Source organism: Malonomonas rubra DSM 5091, from assembly GCF_900142125.1.
GTDB lineage: Bacteria > Desulfobacterota > Desulfuromonadia > Desulfuromonadales > Geopsychrobacteraceae > Malonomonas > Malonomonas rubra.
On the sequence record NZ_FQZT01000001.1, the window covers coordinates 90004 to 105443 of the forward strand.

General features: G+C 47.9%; 13 protein-coding genes and 2 pseudogenes. 4 read left to right on the top strand and 11 right to left on the bottom strand.

Annotation, left to right across the window (positions count from 1 at the left end; all coding sequences use genetic code 11):
• The first annotated feature begins 37 nt into the window (after window positions 1-37).
• Entirely contained in the window at window positions 38-1333 is a 1296-nt protein-coding gene (locus BUB13_RS00415; protein ID WP_072904778.1) for a DUF6538 domain-containing protein, read from the top strand.
• On the opposite strand, the pseudogene istB reads toward BUB13_RS00415, so the two are convergent.
• Window positions 1305-2046, bottom strand: a pseudogene (gene istB / locus BUB13_RS00420) (IS21-like element helper ATPase IstB). The gene BUB13_RS00415 and the pseudogene istB overlap by 29 nt on opposite strands.
• Window positions 1979-3544 (bottom strand): annotated as a pseudogene (gene istA / locus BUB13_RS00425) (IS21 family transposase). The pseudogenes istB and istA overlap by 68 nt, the downstream one beginning before the upstream one ends.
• Window positions 3545-3613: 69 nt before the next feature.
• On the opposite strand from istA, the gene BUB13_RS00430 reads away from it, so the two are divergent.
• Window positions 3614-4153, top strand: coding sequence for a tyrosine-type recombinase/integrase (locus BUB13_RS00430; RefSeq protein WP_072904779.1), 540 nt, complete (start codon window positions 3614-3616; stop codon window positions 4151-4153).
• Window positions 4154-4295: 142 nt separating this feature from the next.
• Here the strand turns inward: BUB13_RS00430 and BUB13_RS00435 are convergent, their stop codons facing one another.
• Together BUB13_RS00435 and BUB13_RS00440 are read right to left on the bottom strand one after the other, a co-directional pair.
• Entirely contained in the window at window positions 4296-6047 is a 1752-nt protein-coding gene (locus BUB13_RS00435) for an autotransporter outer membrane beta-barrel domain-containing protein (RefSeq protein ID WP_161947598.1), read from the bottom strand.
• A 522-nt stretch (window positions 6048-6569) separates the two neighbouring features.
• Window positions 6570-7478 carry a helix-turn-helix transcriptional regulator gene (locus BUB13_RS00440; protein ID WP_161947599.1) on the bottom strand — a complete coding sequence of 303 codons (909 nt, stop codon included), beginning with the start codon at window positions 7476-7478 and terminating at the stop codon, window positions 6570-6572.
• 244 nt (window positions 7479-7722) lie between these two features.
• On the opposite strand from BUB13_RS00440, the gene BUB13_RS00445 reads away from it, so the two are divergent.
• Complete coding sequence (locus tag BUB13_RS00445) at window positions 7723-8046, top strand: cytochrome c3 family protein (protein ID WP_208610100.1); 324 nt, start codon at window positions 7723-7725, stop codon at window positions 8044-8046.
• Between the two features lie 238 nt (window positions 8047-8284).
• Here BUB13_RS00445 and BUB13_RS00450 read toward each other — a convergent pair whose 3' ends face one another.
• Window positions 8285-9940 (bottom strand): putative manganese-dependent inorganic diphosphatase, encoded by a 1656-nt coding sequence (locus tag BUB13_RS00450; RefSeq protein ID WP_072904782.1) that lies wholly within the window; start codon window positions 9938-9940, stop codon window positions 8285-8287.
• A gap of 55 nt (window positions 9941-9995) precedes the next feature.
• The gene (locus BUB13_RS00455; protein WP_084091616.1) at window positions 9996-10838 is read right to left on the bottom strand and encodes a DUF3108 domain-containing protein; all 843 of its coding nucleotides are present in this window, start codon (window positions 10836-10838) and stop codon (window positions 9996-9998) included.
• A 275-nt stretch (window positions 10839-11113) separates the two neighbouring features.
• On the opposite strand from BUB13_RS00455, the gene BUB13_RS00460 reads away from it, so the two are divergent.
• Complete coding sequence (locus BUB13_RS00460) at window positions 11114-11407, top strand: ArsR/SmtB family transcription factor (RefSeq protein WP_084091686.1); 294 nt, start codon at window positions 11114-11116, stop codon at window positions 11405-11407.
• An 84-nt stretch (window positions 11408-11491) separates the two neighbouring features.
• On the opposite strand, the gene BUB13_RS00465 is transcribed toward BUB13_RS00460, so the two are convergent.
• From BUB13_RS00465 to BUB13_RS00485, 5 genes are read right to left on the bottom strand one after another with little or no spacing between them, the layout of a single operon-like run.
• A complete protein-coding gene (locus BUB13_RS00465; RefSeq protein WP_279625943.1) occupies window positions 11492-11764 on the bottom strand; it encodes a tautomerase family protein in 273 nt (90 codons plus the stop codon).
• 8 nt (window positions 11765-11772) lie between these two features.
• Window positions 11773-12570 (bottom strand): malonyl-ACP O-methyltransferase BioC, encoded by a 798-nt coding sequence (gene bioC, locus BUB13_RS00470; RefSeq protein WP_161947600.1) that lies wholly within the window; start codon window positions 12568-12570, stop codon window positions 11773-11775.
• Window positions 12567-13412 carry an alpha/beta fold hydrolase gene (locus tag BUB13_RS00475; protein ID WP_084091618.1) on the bottom strand — a complete coding sequence of 282 codons (846 nt, stop codon included), beginning with the start codon at window positions 13410-13412 and terminating at the stop codon, window positions 12567-12569. Before BUB13_RS00475 ends, bioC begins: the two co-directional genes overlap by 4 nt.
• Window positions 13381-14562, bottom strand: a complete 1182-nt coding sequence (gene bioF / locus BUB13_RS00480; protein WP_072904787.1) for an 8-amino-7-oxononanoate synthase — start codon at window positions 14560-14562, stop codon at window positions 13381-13383. Before bioF ends, BUB13_RS00475 begins: the two co-directional genes overlap by 32 nt.
• Window positions 14559-15362, bottom strand: coding sequence for a 6-carboxyhexanoate--CoA ligase (locus tag BUB13_RS00485; protein ID WP_139249260.1), 804 nt, complete (start codon window positions 15360-15362; stop codon window positions 14559-14561). The genes bioF and BUB13_RS00485 overlap by 4 nt, the downstream gene beginning before the upstream one ends.
• Window positions 15363-15440 lie beyond the last annotated feature (78 nt).

Here is a 15440-nt window from a genome sequence, read left to right on the forward strand (position 1 = left end):
CTGGTACACAATCTGTACCACAAAGGGAGGTTGGGTTTTGTCTTTTCATCTCGTTAAGCGCAACAGTTCTTATTACTTCCGTATCCGTATCCCTTCAGATCTGATCGATCACTTCCAGCGTACCGAGGTAAGAAAGTCCTTGAAGACGGCAGATCTGTCTGCAGCCAAAATTCTCTGCTCTCACTGGGAAGGGAAGTTCCAGCAAAGCTTTGCTCTTCTTCGGTCGGGAGCCCGTTACCCTCTGGAAGAATTATTCCCTGCCGAAAAGAAGTCCCAAAACCTATCCACTCTCATTGATCAATATGTTCAGGATCGATCCCCTCATTGGACAGAGAGAACGAAGATAGAATTTGTCCAGTATCTGTCAGTCCTCCTTAATTTAATCGGTGACAAACCTCCTGCCTCCATCTCTCGGGCTGATTGTCTTGCTTGTCGGGATCTGCTCAGAAAGCTTCCACCCAATTTCACCAAAAAGAAGAAATACAAGGGGATGAGCGTAAAGGCAATTGCTGAGAGCAACGATGAAACGGTTCATCTCAGTGCTAAGACGGTAAACAAATTCCTTACTCTGCTCTCCTCCTTCTTCAAGTGGTGCATCAAGCAGGATTTGCTCTCACAGAACCCCTCTGAGGAGCTTCTTCTTTCGGTTAAAACATTAGCCTCCGAAGAGAGAGATGCTTACTCAGTCGATGACATATCATTAATTCAAAAGAAACTCCCTAGGAGCTCTTCAGAGCCAGAAAAATACTGGATTCCAATGATTGCCATGTACTCTGGTTTACGATTGGATGAGATCTGTCAACTTCAGAAGGAAGACGTTCAGACCATAGATGGTGCTTACTGTGTCAATATCAATTCTTCGGGAGACAAACACTTAAAGACTGTTTCCGCTTCACGGATTGTTCCTGTTCATCCTAATCTGATAGAACTCGGATTTCTTCGTTACGTGGACGGCATCAAAGGTGGACAGCTGTGGAAAAATCTGGAGCCTGATCAGTATGGTCGATGGGGGCATAAATTCGGGAAGTGGTACGGCTTGTTCAACCGGAAAGAGATCACTGACAATCCCAAGAAGTGCTTCCATTCTTTTCGGCACACTGTGGCTAATCAACTGAAACAGAAAGGGGTTAAGGACTCCTTGATTGCCGAGATACTCGGACATAAAAATGAAAGCATCACAACGGGTAGGTATGGGAAGAATTATGAGGTTGGAACATTGCTTCAAGCCTTGTCTTTGGTTGGGTGTCAATCGGCATTGAAAAATGACCCACCATCGGCGTCCAATTTTGACCCACCTCAGCGGGTTAGTTTTGGTCGTTTTTCCTGGTCCTGATTCTCCAACTTTCATTCCCGGTTTCGATAATCTCACAGTGGTGCGTCACCCGGTCGAGTAAGGCCGTGGTCATCTTGCCGTCACCAAAAACCTGGGGCCATTCGCCGAAGGTCAGATTGGTGGTGATCAGTAACGAGGTTTTCTCATACAGCTTTGAGATCAAGTGAAACAGAAGCTGCCCGCCGCTCTTGGAGAACGGCAGGTAGCCAAGCTCATCAAGTACCACCAAATCGACTCTGCCCAGACTGGCAGCAAGTCTTCCGCCTTTACCGAGAAGTTTCTCCTGCTCAAGTTGATTGACCAAGGTCGACCAAGTTGAAGTAGCGGCATCGCTTGCCGCTACGAACAATATGTCGGGCGATGGCAATCGCCAGATGGGTTTTTCCGGTTCCGGTGCCGCCGACCAGAATGACGTTGGTCTGGTTGACGAGGAACTGCCCTTCGTAAAGAGTTCGGACTTGGGTTTCGTTGACCGGCGAAACGCTGAAGTCGAACTGATCGAGATCCTTAGACACCGGGAACTTGGCCTGTCCCATCCGATAGCGGATGCTGCGCATCTTGCGTTCAACTTGCTCTGCATTGAGCAGTTCCAGCAAGATTTTTTCCGGGATCGATTTTTGCCGAGTGCCGTTGACCAACACTTCATCAAGGATACTGCGCATCCCATGCAGTTTCAGTTCTTTCAAAGCTGTCAACAGTTGCTGACGTAGCACGGCGACCTCCAGAGAGTAGACGGTTGTAGCGATTGCAATCGGCTGTTGGGAACAGGCTCAATTGCGGTAGATTCTCCGGGGCTTGATAATCGGTTGTCGTCTGCGGTTCAGTTGCTCGTGACAGAATATTCAGCACCAGATCGCGGCTGATGGTTCTTGATAGCAACGCTTCCTTGCAGGCCTGCTCAACGGCGCCCAGCCCGTAGCGCGGAATAACCGCGAGAATGACGACGAACTGTTTATCTCCGTCATCTGTTCACCCCTGTCGTTCCCGTGCCTTCTGTAAGGCCTGCGGCAGCTCCCAGTCACGAAACGGTGCGCCGTTACGCAATGCCCCCGGCTTCTGCTTGAGAACATCGAGATAGTGCCACGGGGTGTAGATGGTTCGGTCTCGGCCATACTGACGACGGTGCAGGCCGATCAACTTGCTGCCGTAATGGAAAGAGATGCGGTCGGCATAGGCGCGAACAGTGATAATCTTGCCGGCGCAACGGGCTTCAACGCTGTAACGGTTGCGGTCGAAGCTGACTAACGAGGTTGGCGTTACTCTCGCAGTGCTTTCCTGATAGGCGTCAAAAGCAACACGAGTCTGGACCAACGATTCCCGTTCCTGTTCGACGACCTCGGCCACTGTCTGGTTTGGGTAGTCGGGATGCTTTTGGCGGGCGGCCAGCGCCTTACACTCGTCTCGCAACCATTGGTTCAACTCATCCAGATCGGCAAACTTACGCCGCTTGCCGAACAGCTTCTGACGGATCACTCCGACCTGCCGCTCCACCTGTCCTTTCTCCCAACCGGCAGCAGGAGTGCAAGCGACCGGCTCGAACAGGTAGTGGGAAGCCAAGGTCTGAAAGCGCCGGTTAAACACCCGCTCCTTGCCCATCAGTACCTTGCTGACCACGGTCTTCAGGTTGTCATAGATCCCTTTGCGGCAAGAACCGCCGTAGAACAAGAATGCCTGAACATGGGCGTCCAGAACCATTTCCAGTGTCTCGCGCATGTAAGCGACGCAGAACGGAGCACGGCTGTGACTGAGACGGAAATGAGCCAACTTGATCTTGACGTTTGAGCCACCCAGTTCGATCTGCTCATAGCTCCAGTCAAATTGAAACGCCTCGCCCGGAGCGAAAACCAGTGGGATAAAAGCCCTTGTGCCCGTATCCTGCTCGCGCCACTTCTTAACGAAGCGCCGGACCGTATCGTAACCACCTTCAAATCCTTCACGCTGTAGCATCTCGAACAACAGCAAAGCTGTTCGACGCTGTTTCGGCGGCTTCTTCTGATCTTCCTCAAGCGCCTCAATCAGTTGGTCTTTGTATGGTTCCAGCTTAGGCCGAGGTTGGATTTTACGTTCGTAATGCAGCTCTGTGACATCGGAGCGGATGATCTTCCGGACGGTATTGCGGGCCAGATTCATTTCCCGGCAAATCTGTCGGATCGACTTCTTGTCCCGGTGGTAGGCTCGTCGGATTTTAGCAATGGTTTCCACAATCAGCATCTCCTTCCTAAAAGCTCCTCTCTCTGCAAAAAGCAAAGAGCTTGGAGGATGTGCTGAGGTGGGTCAATTTTGGACGCCGATTACCCCCGAAAGTGGGTCATTTTTGCATGCCGGCCGACAATTAAGGTTATTGACGGCATTCCTTGTTTTGACATGAACGACCGTGGAGACAGGAAGTTAAAAACATCATCATCGGAACGATTAATCCCTATACATCAAGGACTTATCGAGAATGGCATCATGTCTTACATCAAGTCCATCAAAGGCTTGCGATTGTGGCCCAACCTCTCACCTGACAAGTACGGTAAATACGGTAAGGTCTTTGGCAACAAGTACGGAAAGATCAACAGAGAGCTGATACCTGACACCAAGAAGTGCTTCCACTCGTTCCGCCATACGGTAGCTGACACACTAAAACAAGCAGGTGTGAACGAGACGTTAATCATTGAGCTACTTGGTCACGATGATCCACAGATTACTACCGGGAGGTATGGCAAACGGCATAGACCGAAGGCCTTACTTAAAGACGTATTTTCCGTCCGGTTGATTAGTTTGTTATATAGCTTTTTTAGTAGGGGCGTATTTCCTCTGCTTTTAATTTGTGAATAATTTTCTCTACTTCGTCATTTTTTTATTAAAAACTTCACTTATATAAGAAAGCTGAATGCTTCTCCTACCGGGGAAGCTTACGTTACCTTCTGCGATTACAGCTTAATTTTGCAGCAGGCTAAGCTTTCCCAAGGACAACTACTTAGAAATCAAACTCATATTTTATATTACCAGTGCTCGTTCCAGCGTCGCATACATTATACCTCAAGCTTGCATAACTGTTGTTCGGCAAGAAACCAACATTAATCGGTCTTCTTGCGGAGACCTCTACACTGTGAGCTTCGTAACCTGAGAGCCCAATACCATCAAAGGCATACTTAACATATACACTACTGTCATCATTAAAGGTGAGCTCACTACCAATCTCAGCTCTAGCACGCAGTTTTTCTGTATTTATACTTCTTCCATCAATGTGGATAATATCTGGAGCATCGTACTCCCATAAGCCAACAGCAGCTACAAATGAACGCATGGTAGCTTCCTCGGAAATATTCCAAGAGCGACTAATTTCAGGCCCAAAACTAAGATTGCCAAGTGAGACTGTTTGTGCACCTACGGTCTTGTTGGTTGCTGTCAGCCGTTTGGAACTAGTGAAAGCTTTTTGTTCTTCCTCAATGTAGCTGAAACCTAACCGTGGGGCGACATACCATTCACCATACGTCATGTCTCCAGTTAGGTTTGCCTCAACCTGCCAACGCTCACCATCAAAGCTATCCCAACCTTTGTTTGAAACATTAATTTCATTGTCAGACCTTCCCCAAGCAATTCGAACGTCCAATATCAGACTATCATCAATGCGAGTCACAAAATATGGGCCCATCATCCAGCCCCACCCTTTACCTTCAGCGGACAGCCCTGTTGCAGAGCTTTCGTAAAAGTCATACTGTGCAAGAACACCAAACAGAGTATCCAGACTGTAACGGTAGTCTGCACCTACCATGAGAAGCCCGAAGTCCGAATCACCCTCGTTGCCACCACGCTTATCATTCGTGTATTGCCAACGACCTTTAACCCAAAAGTTTGCGTTAGTTGGTTCGTCATTGAACTGGCTCATACTTGCAGCAAAGGAGCCTTGTCCACTTTTTATGCCCACATAAAACGGTAAAGAAAGTAAAGACTCTTCAGTAAGGTTGGCCAGTAATTCTTCAGGTATAGGTATATAGCCATTTATCAAATCACTTACATTGCTGTTGCCGAAACCTTGCCCCGTCATCAAGCCTGAAAGGTTGGGGCTCTGCGAAGCTATAGCTCGCAGGTTAGCGGACAAGATGTTCCTTATAGCACCTTTATAATCTGATTCTGAGGGAGTAGGCGGAAGTGTGCTATCAAATAACAAGTGTTGGACACTCCCTTTTAGGGTGCCTCCCAAATCCCGGACAGTAAAGGTTATATAAACGTCTAATCCATCAACCTGTGGAAGGTTAATATTGACTGGCTGCCCAGCAAAAGCGTTACCACTTAAAATGAAGGTATCAGCAGAAATAGTACGAGAGAATGGAGGTGGTAGCGATAATGTAGTCTCTTTGAGGATAAAAGTAATGGAAGGCTTGCCTGCGGGAGAAACTGTTTGAAGCGTTGCCCATGTCAAATCACCTATACCAGCACCACCAATAGATGGCTCGAAAACATAGTTCGTATCAGCAAAGGTGGCCCCGCCACTTAAGGAAATCTCAACAGTATCGCCAACGGCAAAGGCTGGCGACCCGATTCTGTCTAATGCCAAGGTATCCTGAGGAATTAAAGCCGTTGCTTCATTCGTGATAGTTTTGTACGGCTCAGGAAAAGGAGTCCCTCCCCCGCTAGACCCTCCAGCGCTATAAAGGTCATACGCAAATAACTGAGACGTAATAAGAACTAAGGCCAGAACAGACCCACAAAAGCATAACTTCCTCACATTTGCCTCCTGTAAAGATCCCTCTTTTAGGGCCATCATTTAATAGAATTTTCCGGTTGCCTATTGCGCTGCCAAAAATTCTTTCGGCGTCAGTTTCCCCAGTGAATAGATACCCCCGGGCAAACCCGGGGTCCTGATGTTCCGCAAACTGATTGCTGTTGCAATCAGTTAACACCACAGATCCTTCGGATCAGATTTCCCAGATGCCACAGCATCTGCAGCGGCACCCGAGAAAAGGACTCATTCAACCACGGCTAAAGCCGTGGTGTTCTGTCTTCGACCGTACAATCTTCATGAACGAAAACCAACTCTCTTCTCACAGACGCATCATAACTGCATAACTTCAATACTATATAGAACTTACAGAATGAAAAAATTTCTGTTCAACGGAAAAGATTTCTAAAAATATTTTATGAAAAAACGCTAAGGATAAAGGGGGGGAGCTTATCTTACTTAACGGTTATCAGATGCGAAATCTGTTCTTTTCAATGTGTCGATACACTCCCCTGTCACAGCAGCAAATCAGATTGCCCCGACAGGTTTAAAGACAGAGCTTTCTTGGTCCCAGGTATATCCTCCTGCGTCCCAAATTTTTTCGATAAAATCCCAGTCAAGATTCAATTGACCGGTCTCTTCCAGCATTTCAGAAACCTCTAGGATCTCGTGATCTTCAATAATCTGGTTGCCATTTCTGTCAGCCCAATGCAGTGGCTGAACCTCCATCTTGCCGACAGTGACGACATCTGCCTGCGTTCGCTGCCCATCGGGATTTGCGATCAACTCACCTTGAAGAGCAACCTTTGAACCAACCTCAGCGTTTTGGGGAACCTGTAAAATATAGGCAACGGACTGTAACATCTGAGGCTTACGGAATATCCAGCGTGCCTTCCCCTTTTCGTTGTCAATCCCTGAGGCTGCAGGTTCAGATGCCACCAAATTCCATTCAGGAGGAAAAACCTCCCTCAAAATCATTCCTTTCAAGGGTTTATCTGATGTCAAATGAACTCGAACCAGAATTCGGTTACCAGGAGCAGCATAAGCTGGCACCAAACGTTCAGCTGACAACTTGACACTACGGACTTCGTTGCCGGAAAAGTAAACGATCCCAACGACAGCAATCAATACTGCAATAGCAGCGAGGATGACAGAAGGCAAGCGACTGTTCTTCTCTTCCCTTTCAACGCTCTCAGTCTCTTCTGTCTCTCGTTTCAGAATTTCTTCGACCGGCACTTCAAGAGCTTCGGCCAGTTTAAGAGCATTATCTCGTCTAATTGTCGGGTAACGATTATTCTCCCAGCGCGAAACGGTATCGGTGGTAACACCAACGACCTTAGCAACGTATAGCTGAGTTAAACGTTTTTCCTCACGGATTTCACGAATCGCAGCACCATCGATTGAAACTGATGCGTTTTGTCTAGAATCGATATCCATAGCTCCCCTGATCATTACAATGTCATCTTCGCTCACGAGTCTAGCAGAGCTTTGCTGACCCTGTAAACAACCAAGAAAGACTGAAACCCGACCCGACATTTAACAGACAACTCACTGATATCACATAAATACTCGTCGACATCTTCCGATATTGGACCCGATGTCTAATGATATCAGTGAGTAAACTATGAAAAGATTCAGTCAGCCACGAACTTTAATCTAACCAGAAAACGAGGAGGTCATGATGAGAAAAATGCTGACATTGTTTGTCGCCGTAGCGCTGGTGAGTGGTTTTGCTTTTGCAGCAATTGCACAAGACAAAGGGCCAGCGGAAATCAAAATGCCGGTCAACATGGGTGATGTTACTTTCAGCCATGGAAAGCACCAGGAAATGGTCGGTGACTGCGCGATCTGCCACCACACCGGTCTTGATGATCCAAGTTGCAAAAGTTGCCACGGTAGTAAGCCGGATGCCCCAAAAGCAAAAAAAGTTTTTCACAAGCTCTGTAAAGATTGTCACAAAAAAGAAGCTGGCCCGACGAAGTGCAAAGAATGTCACATTAAATAACCATTTAATATAATTAAAAAAAATCGGCTCCTTAATTTAAGGAGCCGATTTTTTTTTGCATACTGTTCTGACAGCAATATGTTTTTAAAATTATTTATAAAAAATTTCTTATTTTTAGTTGACATTAATAATTATTTATTTATAATCATAAACACAAAGAGAAAACAAACTCTCTCTAAACCAACTTTTTGCCCCGTGTTCTCCCTCCTGACGCGGGGCTATTTTTTTGCACTATCACTCAACCCGCCTTAAAAACTTTCATCAAATGAGGCACCAACTGCTTTTTCCGTGACAGAACACCATCCAGCCGGTAAAGATTCTGATCCTGCTGAGGGTAACCCATGATGTAGGGAAGCTCGTTCGGCCCAGCTGTTAATAAAAGGCTTGTTTCCATCACGATATCGGTGACAAGCAAAGCCGCCAATTCATATCCCTTTTCATCTCTTATCGTCTTAAGTTCATTCTGCAGCTCAACATGGCGCTGGTAAAACGAATGGAAATTAACAACCTCCACCTGCCCTAATCCCAACAAATGATCTCCCACCGTATATTCTTTAAAATCAGTCAAAAGAAGTTCACGTGCAGGTGCACCACTTGCCATCGGGCTACCGGAAGCAAACAGCTCACCACCAAACAACTGATGGTCAAGACCTGATAAAGATTCAAGCCAAGGAACAAGTTGTCGATCGATTTCCGTTGTTGTTGGCGATTTGAGGATGACAGTATCAGACAACAGACCTGCAAGCATCAATCCGGCAATTTTCGGTTGTGGATCGATCCCGGCCTGTTGGAAAAGAGTTGCCACCAGAGAACATGTACTGCCGAGCGGTTGATTGATGAAGCGTATCGGCGTATCAGTGTGAAAATTCCCCAACCGGTGATGATCAACAACCTCCAGTATTTCAACCTTTTCGGCACCAGGCACAGCCTGCGACAGTTCGTTATGATCGACCAGCATCAATTTAACCGGCGAACTTTTGATCAAATGGCTTTTCGTCGCAATCCCCCAAACGCGCTCATCCGGCGAAACAACGATAGCCCCCGGATTCTTACTATGAAGCAACTTCAACCGTAAATCATCGAGCAAATCATTGGGTGAAACCCGGAGAAAATCATCATCGACCAGCTCCCCGACAGGTGTCGCCATCCTCGTTAACCAGACACTGTTGGCCGTATCATAAGGACTGATCAGGATAGAAACACCTCTTTCCCGTGCTTCTTCGAGATATTCGGTCGAGATCTCCGACTTGCCGGAAACAATCAACAAGCGAACGCCTGCGTCGATCGCCATTTTCTGAATTCCGCTTCTGTCACCGGTAATCAGAATGGTCTTCTCCGGCACGATCTCTTCGACCCAGCGACTGAAACTCGCTTCACAACGAGCGCCGACGTAAAGATTAAAATTCTCAACCTGATCGGGCTCACGCAGATGATGTCCCGTTGCCGAAAGACACTGCTGAATTGACGCCAACGATGCCCTGACACGGCGCAACTTATCCGGTTCGCTCGGCACCAGAAAAACTTCCGTAGCCGTCTTCAGCAACAGCATCCCTTTAGGATGAAACTCATCATCGACAACCGGCAACATGCGGATATGGTGTTTGTGATAGAGCTCAATCGCTTTGGACATCGGCGCAGATTCGTGGATTGTCACCACTTCCTCTGTTACCACATCTTTGATCCGTGGGTGGACATCAGAAAGACGTTCAGGCACGGGCATGTTCAACCGCTCAAGGACAAACTCAGTCTGCTGATTCAAGTTCCCGGCACGCGCCGGTTGAATATTCTCAACCCCCTGCAAACGCCGCAACTCGGAATAAGCGATGGCACTACAAATCGAATCGGTATCGGGGTTACGGTGTCCAACGACGTAAACCCTTGCGTTGTTCTTCATGTAAACTCCTCAACTGCCAGAGACATTTCGGCAGCAGACAAAATCGAAAAAAAGATCAATCGTCGCTTCGAGCCAAATTCGGTAACTGACGCAGTACTCCTTTGACATCACCCAAGCCGATCACATTTTTAATAATGCCCCGATCCAGACGGTTCTGGTCGTCGATGCTGATATAAACATCACGTCCTTTGGTTTTGAAAACCGAGGGATCGAGCAGTACTTTACAAACCTGCCCCTGTTTGGAAAAGAACTTTTTATCGCCTTTCTCTGGGCGAGTCAGCGGCTCGATAACAATCTCCTCAATTTCTTTACGATAAAAGGTCGGCACGTATAGCTTCCGTTCATTCTTCAACAGACCGTACAAACCAAGCCGTAAATTATAAAAGGCGCTGACGAAATCGAAAACCGGGCCATCACCACTTAATGCGACCAGCTCGTCTTTAGAAACACGGCCATCTCGAACCCTTTTATAATGGACTTCTCTGGCATCATGATCGTAATCATAACTGACTCGCTTTTCTTTTTTCTTATCACCCTTCCCTTTAAAAGTATGCGAACTATGGCGCAGTGGTCGCAATAGACCACCGGGGCCAATTTCCATTAAAGTCTGGTGTTTTTCCTCGCGCTGTCTTGTAACGAAAGCGGCAAAACCAAGGGTTTTAGCTTCCATCACAGCCAGGTAGGTGCCATCCTTTTCACCTTTCTCCAAGCGGATTGAACCTTCTGCTAGATGTTCAAACCAGAGGAAAGAGATATCGTACAGCAAATGCTCCCCAACAAGTGTCTCGACCGGGTGGCCGGTCCGTTGATCTGCGGAGAATGACACCTGCGGAAGGAGAAAGATTAAAAAAAACATGCCCACGGAAAAAGGTTTTATCATTCGCAATCGTATAGACATTTCTATCTTCCAGAGTGGTAGAAATTAAAAGTTATCTCTTTAGTTTTTATATAATTAACAATAACCTAGAGACTTTATCGACTAAACTACACGGCTAACTCTACTATTTCATTTGGGCGGGCAACTCATTAGCGTTTCAACAAATCATCACCGTCACACCAGTCAAGCTGCAGCTCTGTGTAATAACATCCTTGACGAACGGTTAAGATACCATTAATATCCATATATTCAAAATTCAGACAAGGTAGGGTCATATGATTGAAACTGCAGAAAAATTGCCATTTGACAAGAATCAGGATTACGATCGCGAATCTGAAATCCTCAAAGTTCTAGGTCATCCGATTCGTTTGAAAATTGTTGCCGGTCTCATGTCTCAGTCCTGCAATGTGAAAAAGATCTGGGAATGTCTCGATCTCCCCCAGGCGACTGTTTCACAGCACCTGGCCCTTCTGAAAAACAAAGATATCATCTCTGGTCGACGAGAGGGTGTTGAAGTCTTCTATCAAGTCACCTCGCCTGAAGCCAAGCGAATCGTTGGTGCGATCTTTGGTTCATTCAGCTGCAGTTGATGATTATAGATTTCAGTTTTGACAAAAAACGGCCACTTCTTAGAAGTGGCCGTTTTCATTGCTGTATTAAATGTACTGCTCCTACTATTTTCCAGAGCGGATTGCTGCGACAGTTTTACCACGAATCCCCCAGTTTTCAGCCGGGACCTCTTCAATAATAACGTGGGTCGCTTCAGGATTTTTTCCCAGAACCTCTTTCATCGCCTGGGTAATGCGATCCATCAGTTCCTCTTTTTTTTCATTACTGATTCCACCGACAGTTTGAACGGTTACAACAGGCATCTGACGGCCTCCTTTCATTCGATATAAATAATGAGGCTCAAGTATAGCCCGACCGGTAAAAGAATCAATAGCCAAATATAGATCTACCTCCTGCGCGCGATCAGGTAGATCACTTCGTAAGTTGCCGGGATTCCCTGTGCTGTTCGATATCTATTCTCGTAATGAGCAATCATCTCATGCATGGTTTTCCGGGAAGCCAAACCACGAGGTTTCTTTTTGCTGGCATTCTGGGCACCAATTTTTTTCAAGCTTTTAAGTAATGCTGGTACGTTTTCGTGCCATTCGACTTCGAATTCTGACCGTAACTCGACAATTTCTAACTGCTCACCGAGTGCAGCAGAAATTTCCTGCCGCGATGGAAAGCTCTGTACGTGAGACTCCCTGTCGACCAGAGCAGAGCGATGTGAATCGCGCAGTTCATATAACGTTTTTTCGCCAAACAGCGCCAGAGCCAGGATTCCGTTCGACAACAAGACATGGGAAACCTGTCGGAACGCATTGGGAAAATCGTTGAGCCACTGATAAACAGAGCTGGACACAACAAGGTCAAAAGAACCTGCCGTAAAAGGCAAAGCTGCGGCATCGGCATCACATGCGACAAATTGTGGAAACGACTCTTTGATATATTGCGTCATTCCGTGAGCGATATCGGACAGCATCAACTGCAACTCGGGCTGCAATGTCAAAAGTTGTTGTGTCAGCAGTCCGGTTCCACAACCGATTTCCAAACCGAACGACCAGTCCTGGCGATAGGCCTTCAGCAATTCGGCCAAGCGTTTTGCGACGACCTGTTGCACAACAGCGTAACGATCATAGTCTTTGGCTTGAGAAGAAAAGTTCTTACGAACAGATGCTTTATTAATATTTGTCTCAAGTGTCACTTCAAAAACTCCAACCATGAAGCAACGGTCTGCTGTGGGCGGCTGAAAAAAGGTGCATGACCAACCCCTGACATTCGCTGAAGCTGTGCTTCCTGCAATGTATCAGCAAGAAACTCCCCTGCCCCAACAGGAACAATTTGGTCAAGCTCGCCATGGAGAATATGAACAGGAAGTTGAACTTGTTGCAACTGTGCTCGCAAATCGGCTTGTGACAAAACATCGAGCAGGGTTTTGGCCTGTTTTTTTTCCGGTAGTTTGCCGGGCCGAACAGCAAAGCCGATAATTTCACGGTAACGACGACGGTCCAATTCTTCGCCAGTAAACTGTAACTGAAAAAAATCACCCATGGTTTTTTCATAGCAACGATCGATATTTCGCGACAATGCTTTCACCTGGGTTTTGGGCAGGCCGTGCAACCAGCCATCGGTCCGGCAAAAACAAGGAGTTGTTGCAACCAACAACAGTTTTTCAAGCAGCAAAGGTGACTCAAGGGCAAGCTGCAAGGCGACCTGCCCTCCTAGCGACCAGCCAAGTAAGGCAAAAGACGGTAACGCCAACTGCTGAGCCCAGTCAGCGATATCCTCGGCGATTCCTTCCAAACTGTATTGACCGCAAGGCTCAGAATATCCATGCCCTGGCAGATCGGGACAGAAGACCGCATAATTTCCTGCCAATAACGGAGCCACTTCGCTGAAGACGACAGAACTCATTGACCAACCGTGCAACAACACAAGAGGGGGACCCTCGCCCCAGTGCCGCCACGCTAATTTCCGACCACTCTGCAAGAGACTGTACTGCAAATCAGGCAGGTCACTCACCGGCAAGCCCCCTTTTAACCACATGCACAATGGCTTGCGCAGCTTGTCGCAACTCAGTCGGCGTATGATCTGCCATTAAGGTCGCCCGCAGCCGGCAGGTTCCGGGAGCAACCGTCGGCGGCCGAATTCCACTGAGAAAAATTCCTTGTTGGAACAGCTGAGATGCGGCATGCATGGTCGGTTCCGGCTCACCGATCAGGACGGGAACTATCTGCGTGCTGCTGCCACAGAGGTCAAAACCCGCACCGGATAAGATCGAGCTGAACAGCTCCCGATTTGCTTTCAGTTGAGTCCTACGGCGTTCGCCTTCTTCGCTCGCAACCAGATCGATCGCAGCAAGGTTTGCTGCCAGAACCGCGGGCGGTAGACTGGTCGAAAAAATAAAACTGCGCGATCGATTTATCAGGGTGTCGATCACAACACGGGTGGCAGCCAGATAAGCTCCAAAGCTGCCGAAAGCTTTACCAAAAGTGCCCATCTGCAGATCGATTTTATCGAGGCAGTTGAAATGCTCCGCAGTTCCTCGCCCATGTTCTCCCAGTACGCCTCCGCCATGGGCATCATCGACCATCAGCCAAGCGTCAAAGCGTTCCTTCAAAGAGACCAACTCCGGCAATGGGGCGATATCACCATCCATACTGAAGACACCATCGGTGACAATTAACCAGCGTCCTTTCCGCGTTGACTGCTCCTTCGCCATCAACTCAGCAAGTGCCTGCACATCGTTATGCGGATAGACACAGGTACGAGCACCGGACAAACGACAGCCATCGATGATCGAGGCATGATTCAAACTGTCGGAGAAAATTGTATCTTCAGGTCCCAAAAGACCCTGGATAATTCCGTTATTAGCAGCATAACCGCTGTTGAAAACCAGTGCGGACTCGGTACTTTTAAAAGCAGCAATCCGCTCTTCCAAACGATGGTGCAACGACATGCTGCCCGAAATCAGTCGGCTCGCTCCCGAACCTGCACCAAAATCTTTTGCCGCCCGACATGACGCTTCGATCAAAACCGGATGGTTGGCCAGTCCCAGGTAGTTGTTCGAGCAAAGCAGCAGATGATCCGTTCCGTCGATCCTGACCCTCGGCCCCTGCGCAGACTCTATTTCACGCAGGGTACGCAACATCCCCTGCTCGGCCAGAGTGGCCAGATGACCTTTAAACTGTTTCATCCTATCGTCCTATCCACTGCTGGGTATATATCCCCCACGGTCTCGATCAAAAAGGCCCGCTGTTCAAGCCAATCGACCAAGGACGCAAGCTGCTCTCGCCCACAGCGCACAAAAAATGCCCGGCCGCCGCGTTCTTCCCCAAAAGGTTTCAACAGGTTGATCCGCTGATATCCATCTTTTGCTGAAGCGACATAGCCAGCCTGATAATCAGGGTCATCTGACCAGCAGAGTTCTGCCACAATTTCAGGTGCGGCGACAACTTTTGCCGCTAAAGTCATGGCCTCGACAACATGCTGGTTCTCCAGCCCATGAGGTTTTAACTTTTCGATCAACTCTTTCCGAGCAGCCACTGACAAATCCATCCGACTGGCGCGAACTCCTCGGGAAAAATCTTTTTCCAAGCGCTGGCCACTATCGGCATCAACTAACATCGCACCACGCATACTCTGTCCGCCTGGCGCAGCCCCATCAGCAAGAGCCTGCATTGCTTTTTCTGCTGAATTAGCTGTAACGCCAGCCGTCACCAAAAGCTTGAGAGCAAGCTTCCGCCCTTCCTGCCAATCCATAACGGTATTTGAATAAAGATTCGGCAATCTCCCGATATCAATATCCTGTGCATTCACAGCGTCCACTTGCAGCTTTATTTTGCTAACCGGCCCCCGAGGGTGCTGCAGAGCACGCTGTAGCATTGCAACCGCCACATCACCCAGTTGATCTGTGGGCACCAGTCTTTCAGCTCCAGAAATATGCATGTAATCACGCTCGGCACGCATCCTGATGCTATTCAGTTGTCTCATCATGCCGGGACGGTATCACCAGCACACCTACTTGTCAACCAGGACAAAACCACAAGTTTACAAGCATGCCATCCTTCGGAT

What these genes read in the sequence shown, in the direction of transcription:
- BUB13_RS00440 (WP_161947599.1), bottom strand. Translation starts at nt 7,478, where the DNA reads ATGGATATCGATTCTAGACAAAACGCATCAGTTTCAATCGATGGTGCT.
- BUB13_RS00445 (WP_208610100.1), top strand. Translation starts at nt 7,723, where the DNA reads ATGAGAAAAATGCTGACATTGTTTGTCGCCGTAGCGCTGGTGAGTGGT.
- BUB13_RS00450 (WP_072904782.1), bottom strand. Translation starts at nt 9,940, where the DNA reads ATGAAGAACAACGCAAGGGTTTACGTCGTTGGACACCGTAACCCCGAT.
- BUB13_RS00455 (WP_084091616.1), bottom strand. Translation starts at nt 10,838, where the DNA reads ATGTCTATACGATTGCGAATGATAAAACCTTTTTCCGTGGGCATGTTT.
- BUB13_RS00475 (WP_084091618.1), bottom strand. Translation starts at nt 13,412, where the DNA reads ATGTGGTTAAAAGGGGGCTTGCCGGTGAGTGACCTGCCTGATTTGCAG.
- bioF (WP_072904787.1), bottom strand. Translation starts at nt 14,562, where the DNA reads ATGAAACAGTTTAAAGGTCATCTGGCCACTCTGGCCGAGCAGGGGATG.
- BUB13_RS00485 (WP_139249260.1), bottom strand. Translation starts at nt 15,362, where the DNA reads ATGATGAGACAACTGAATAGCATCAGGATGCGTGCCGAGCGTGATTAC.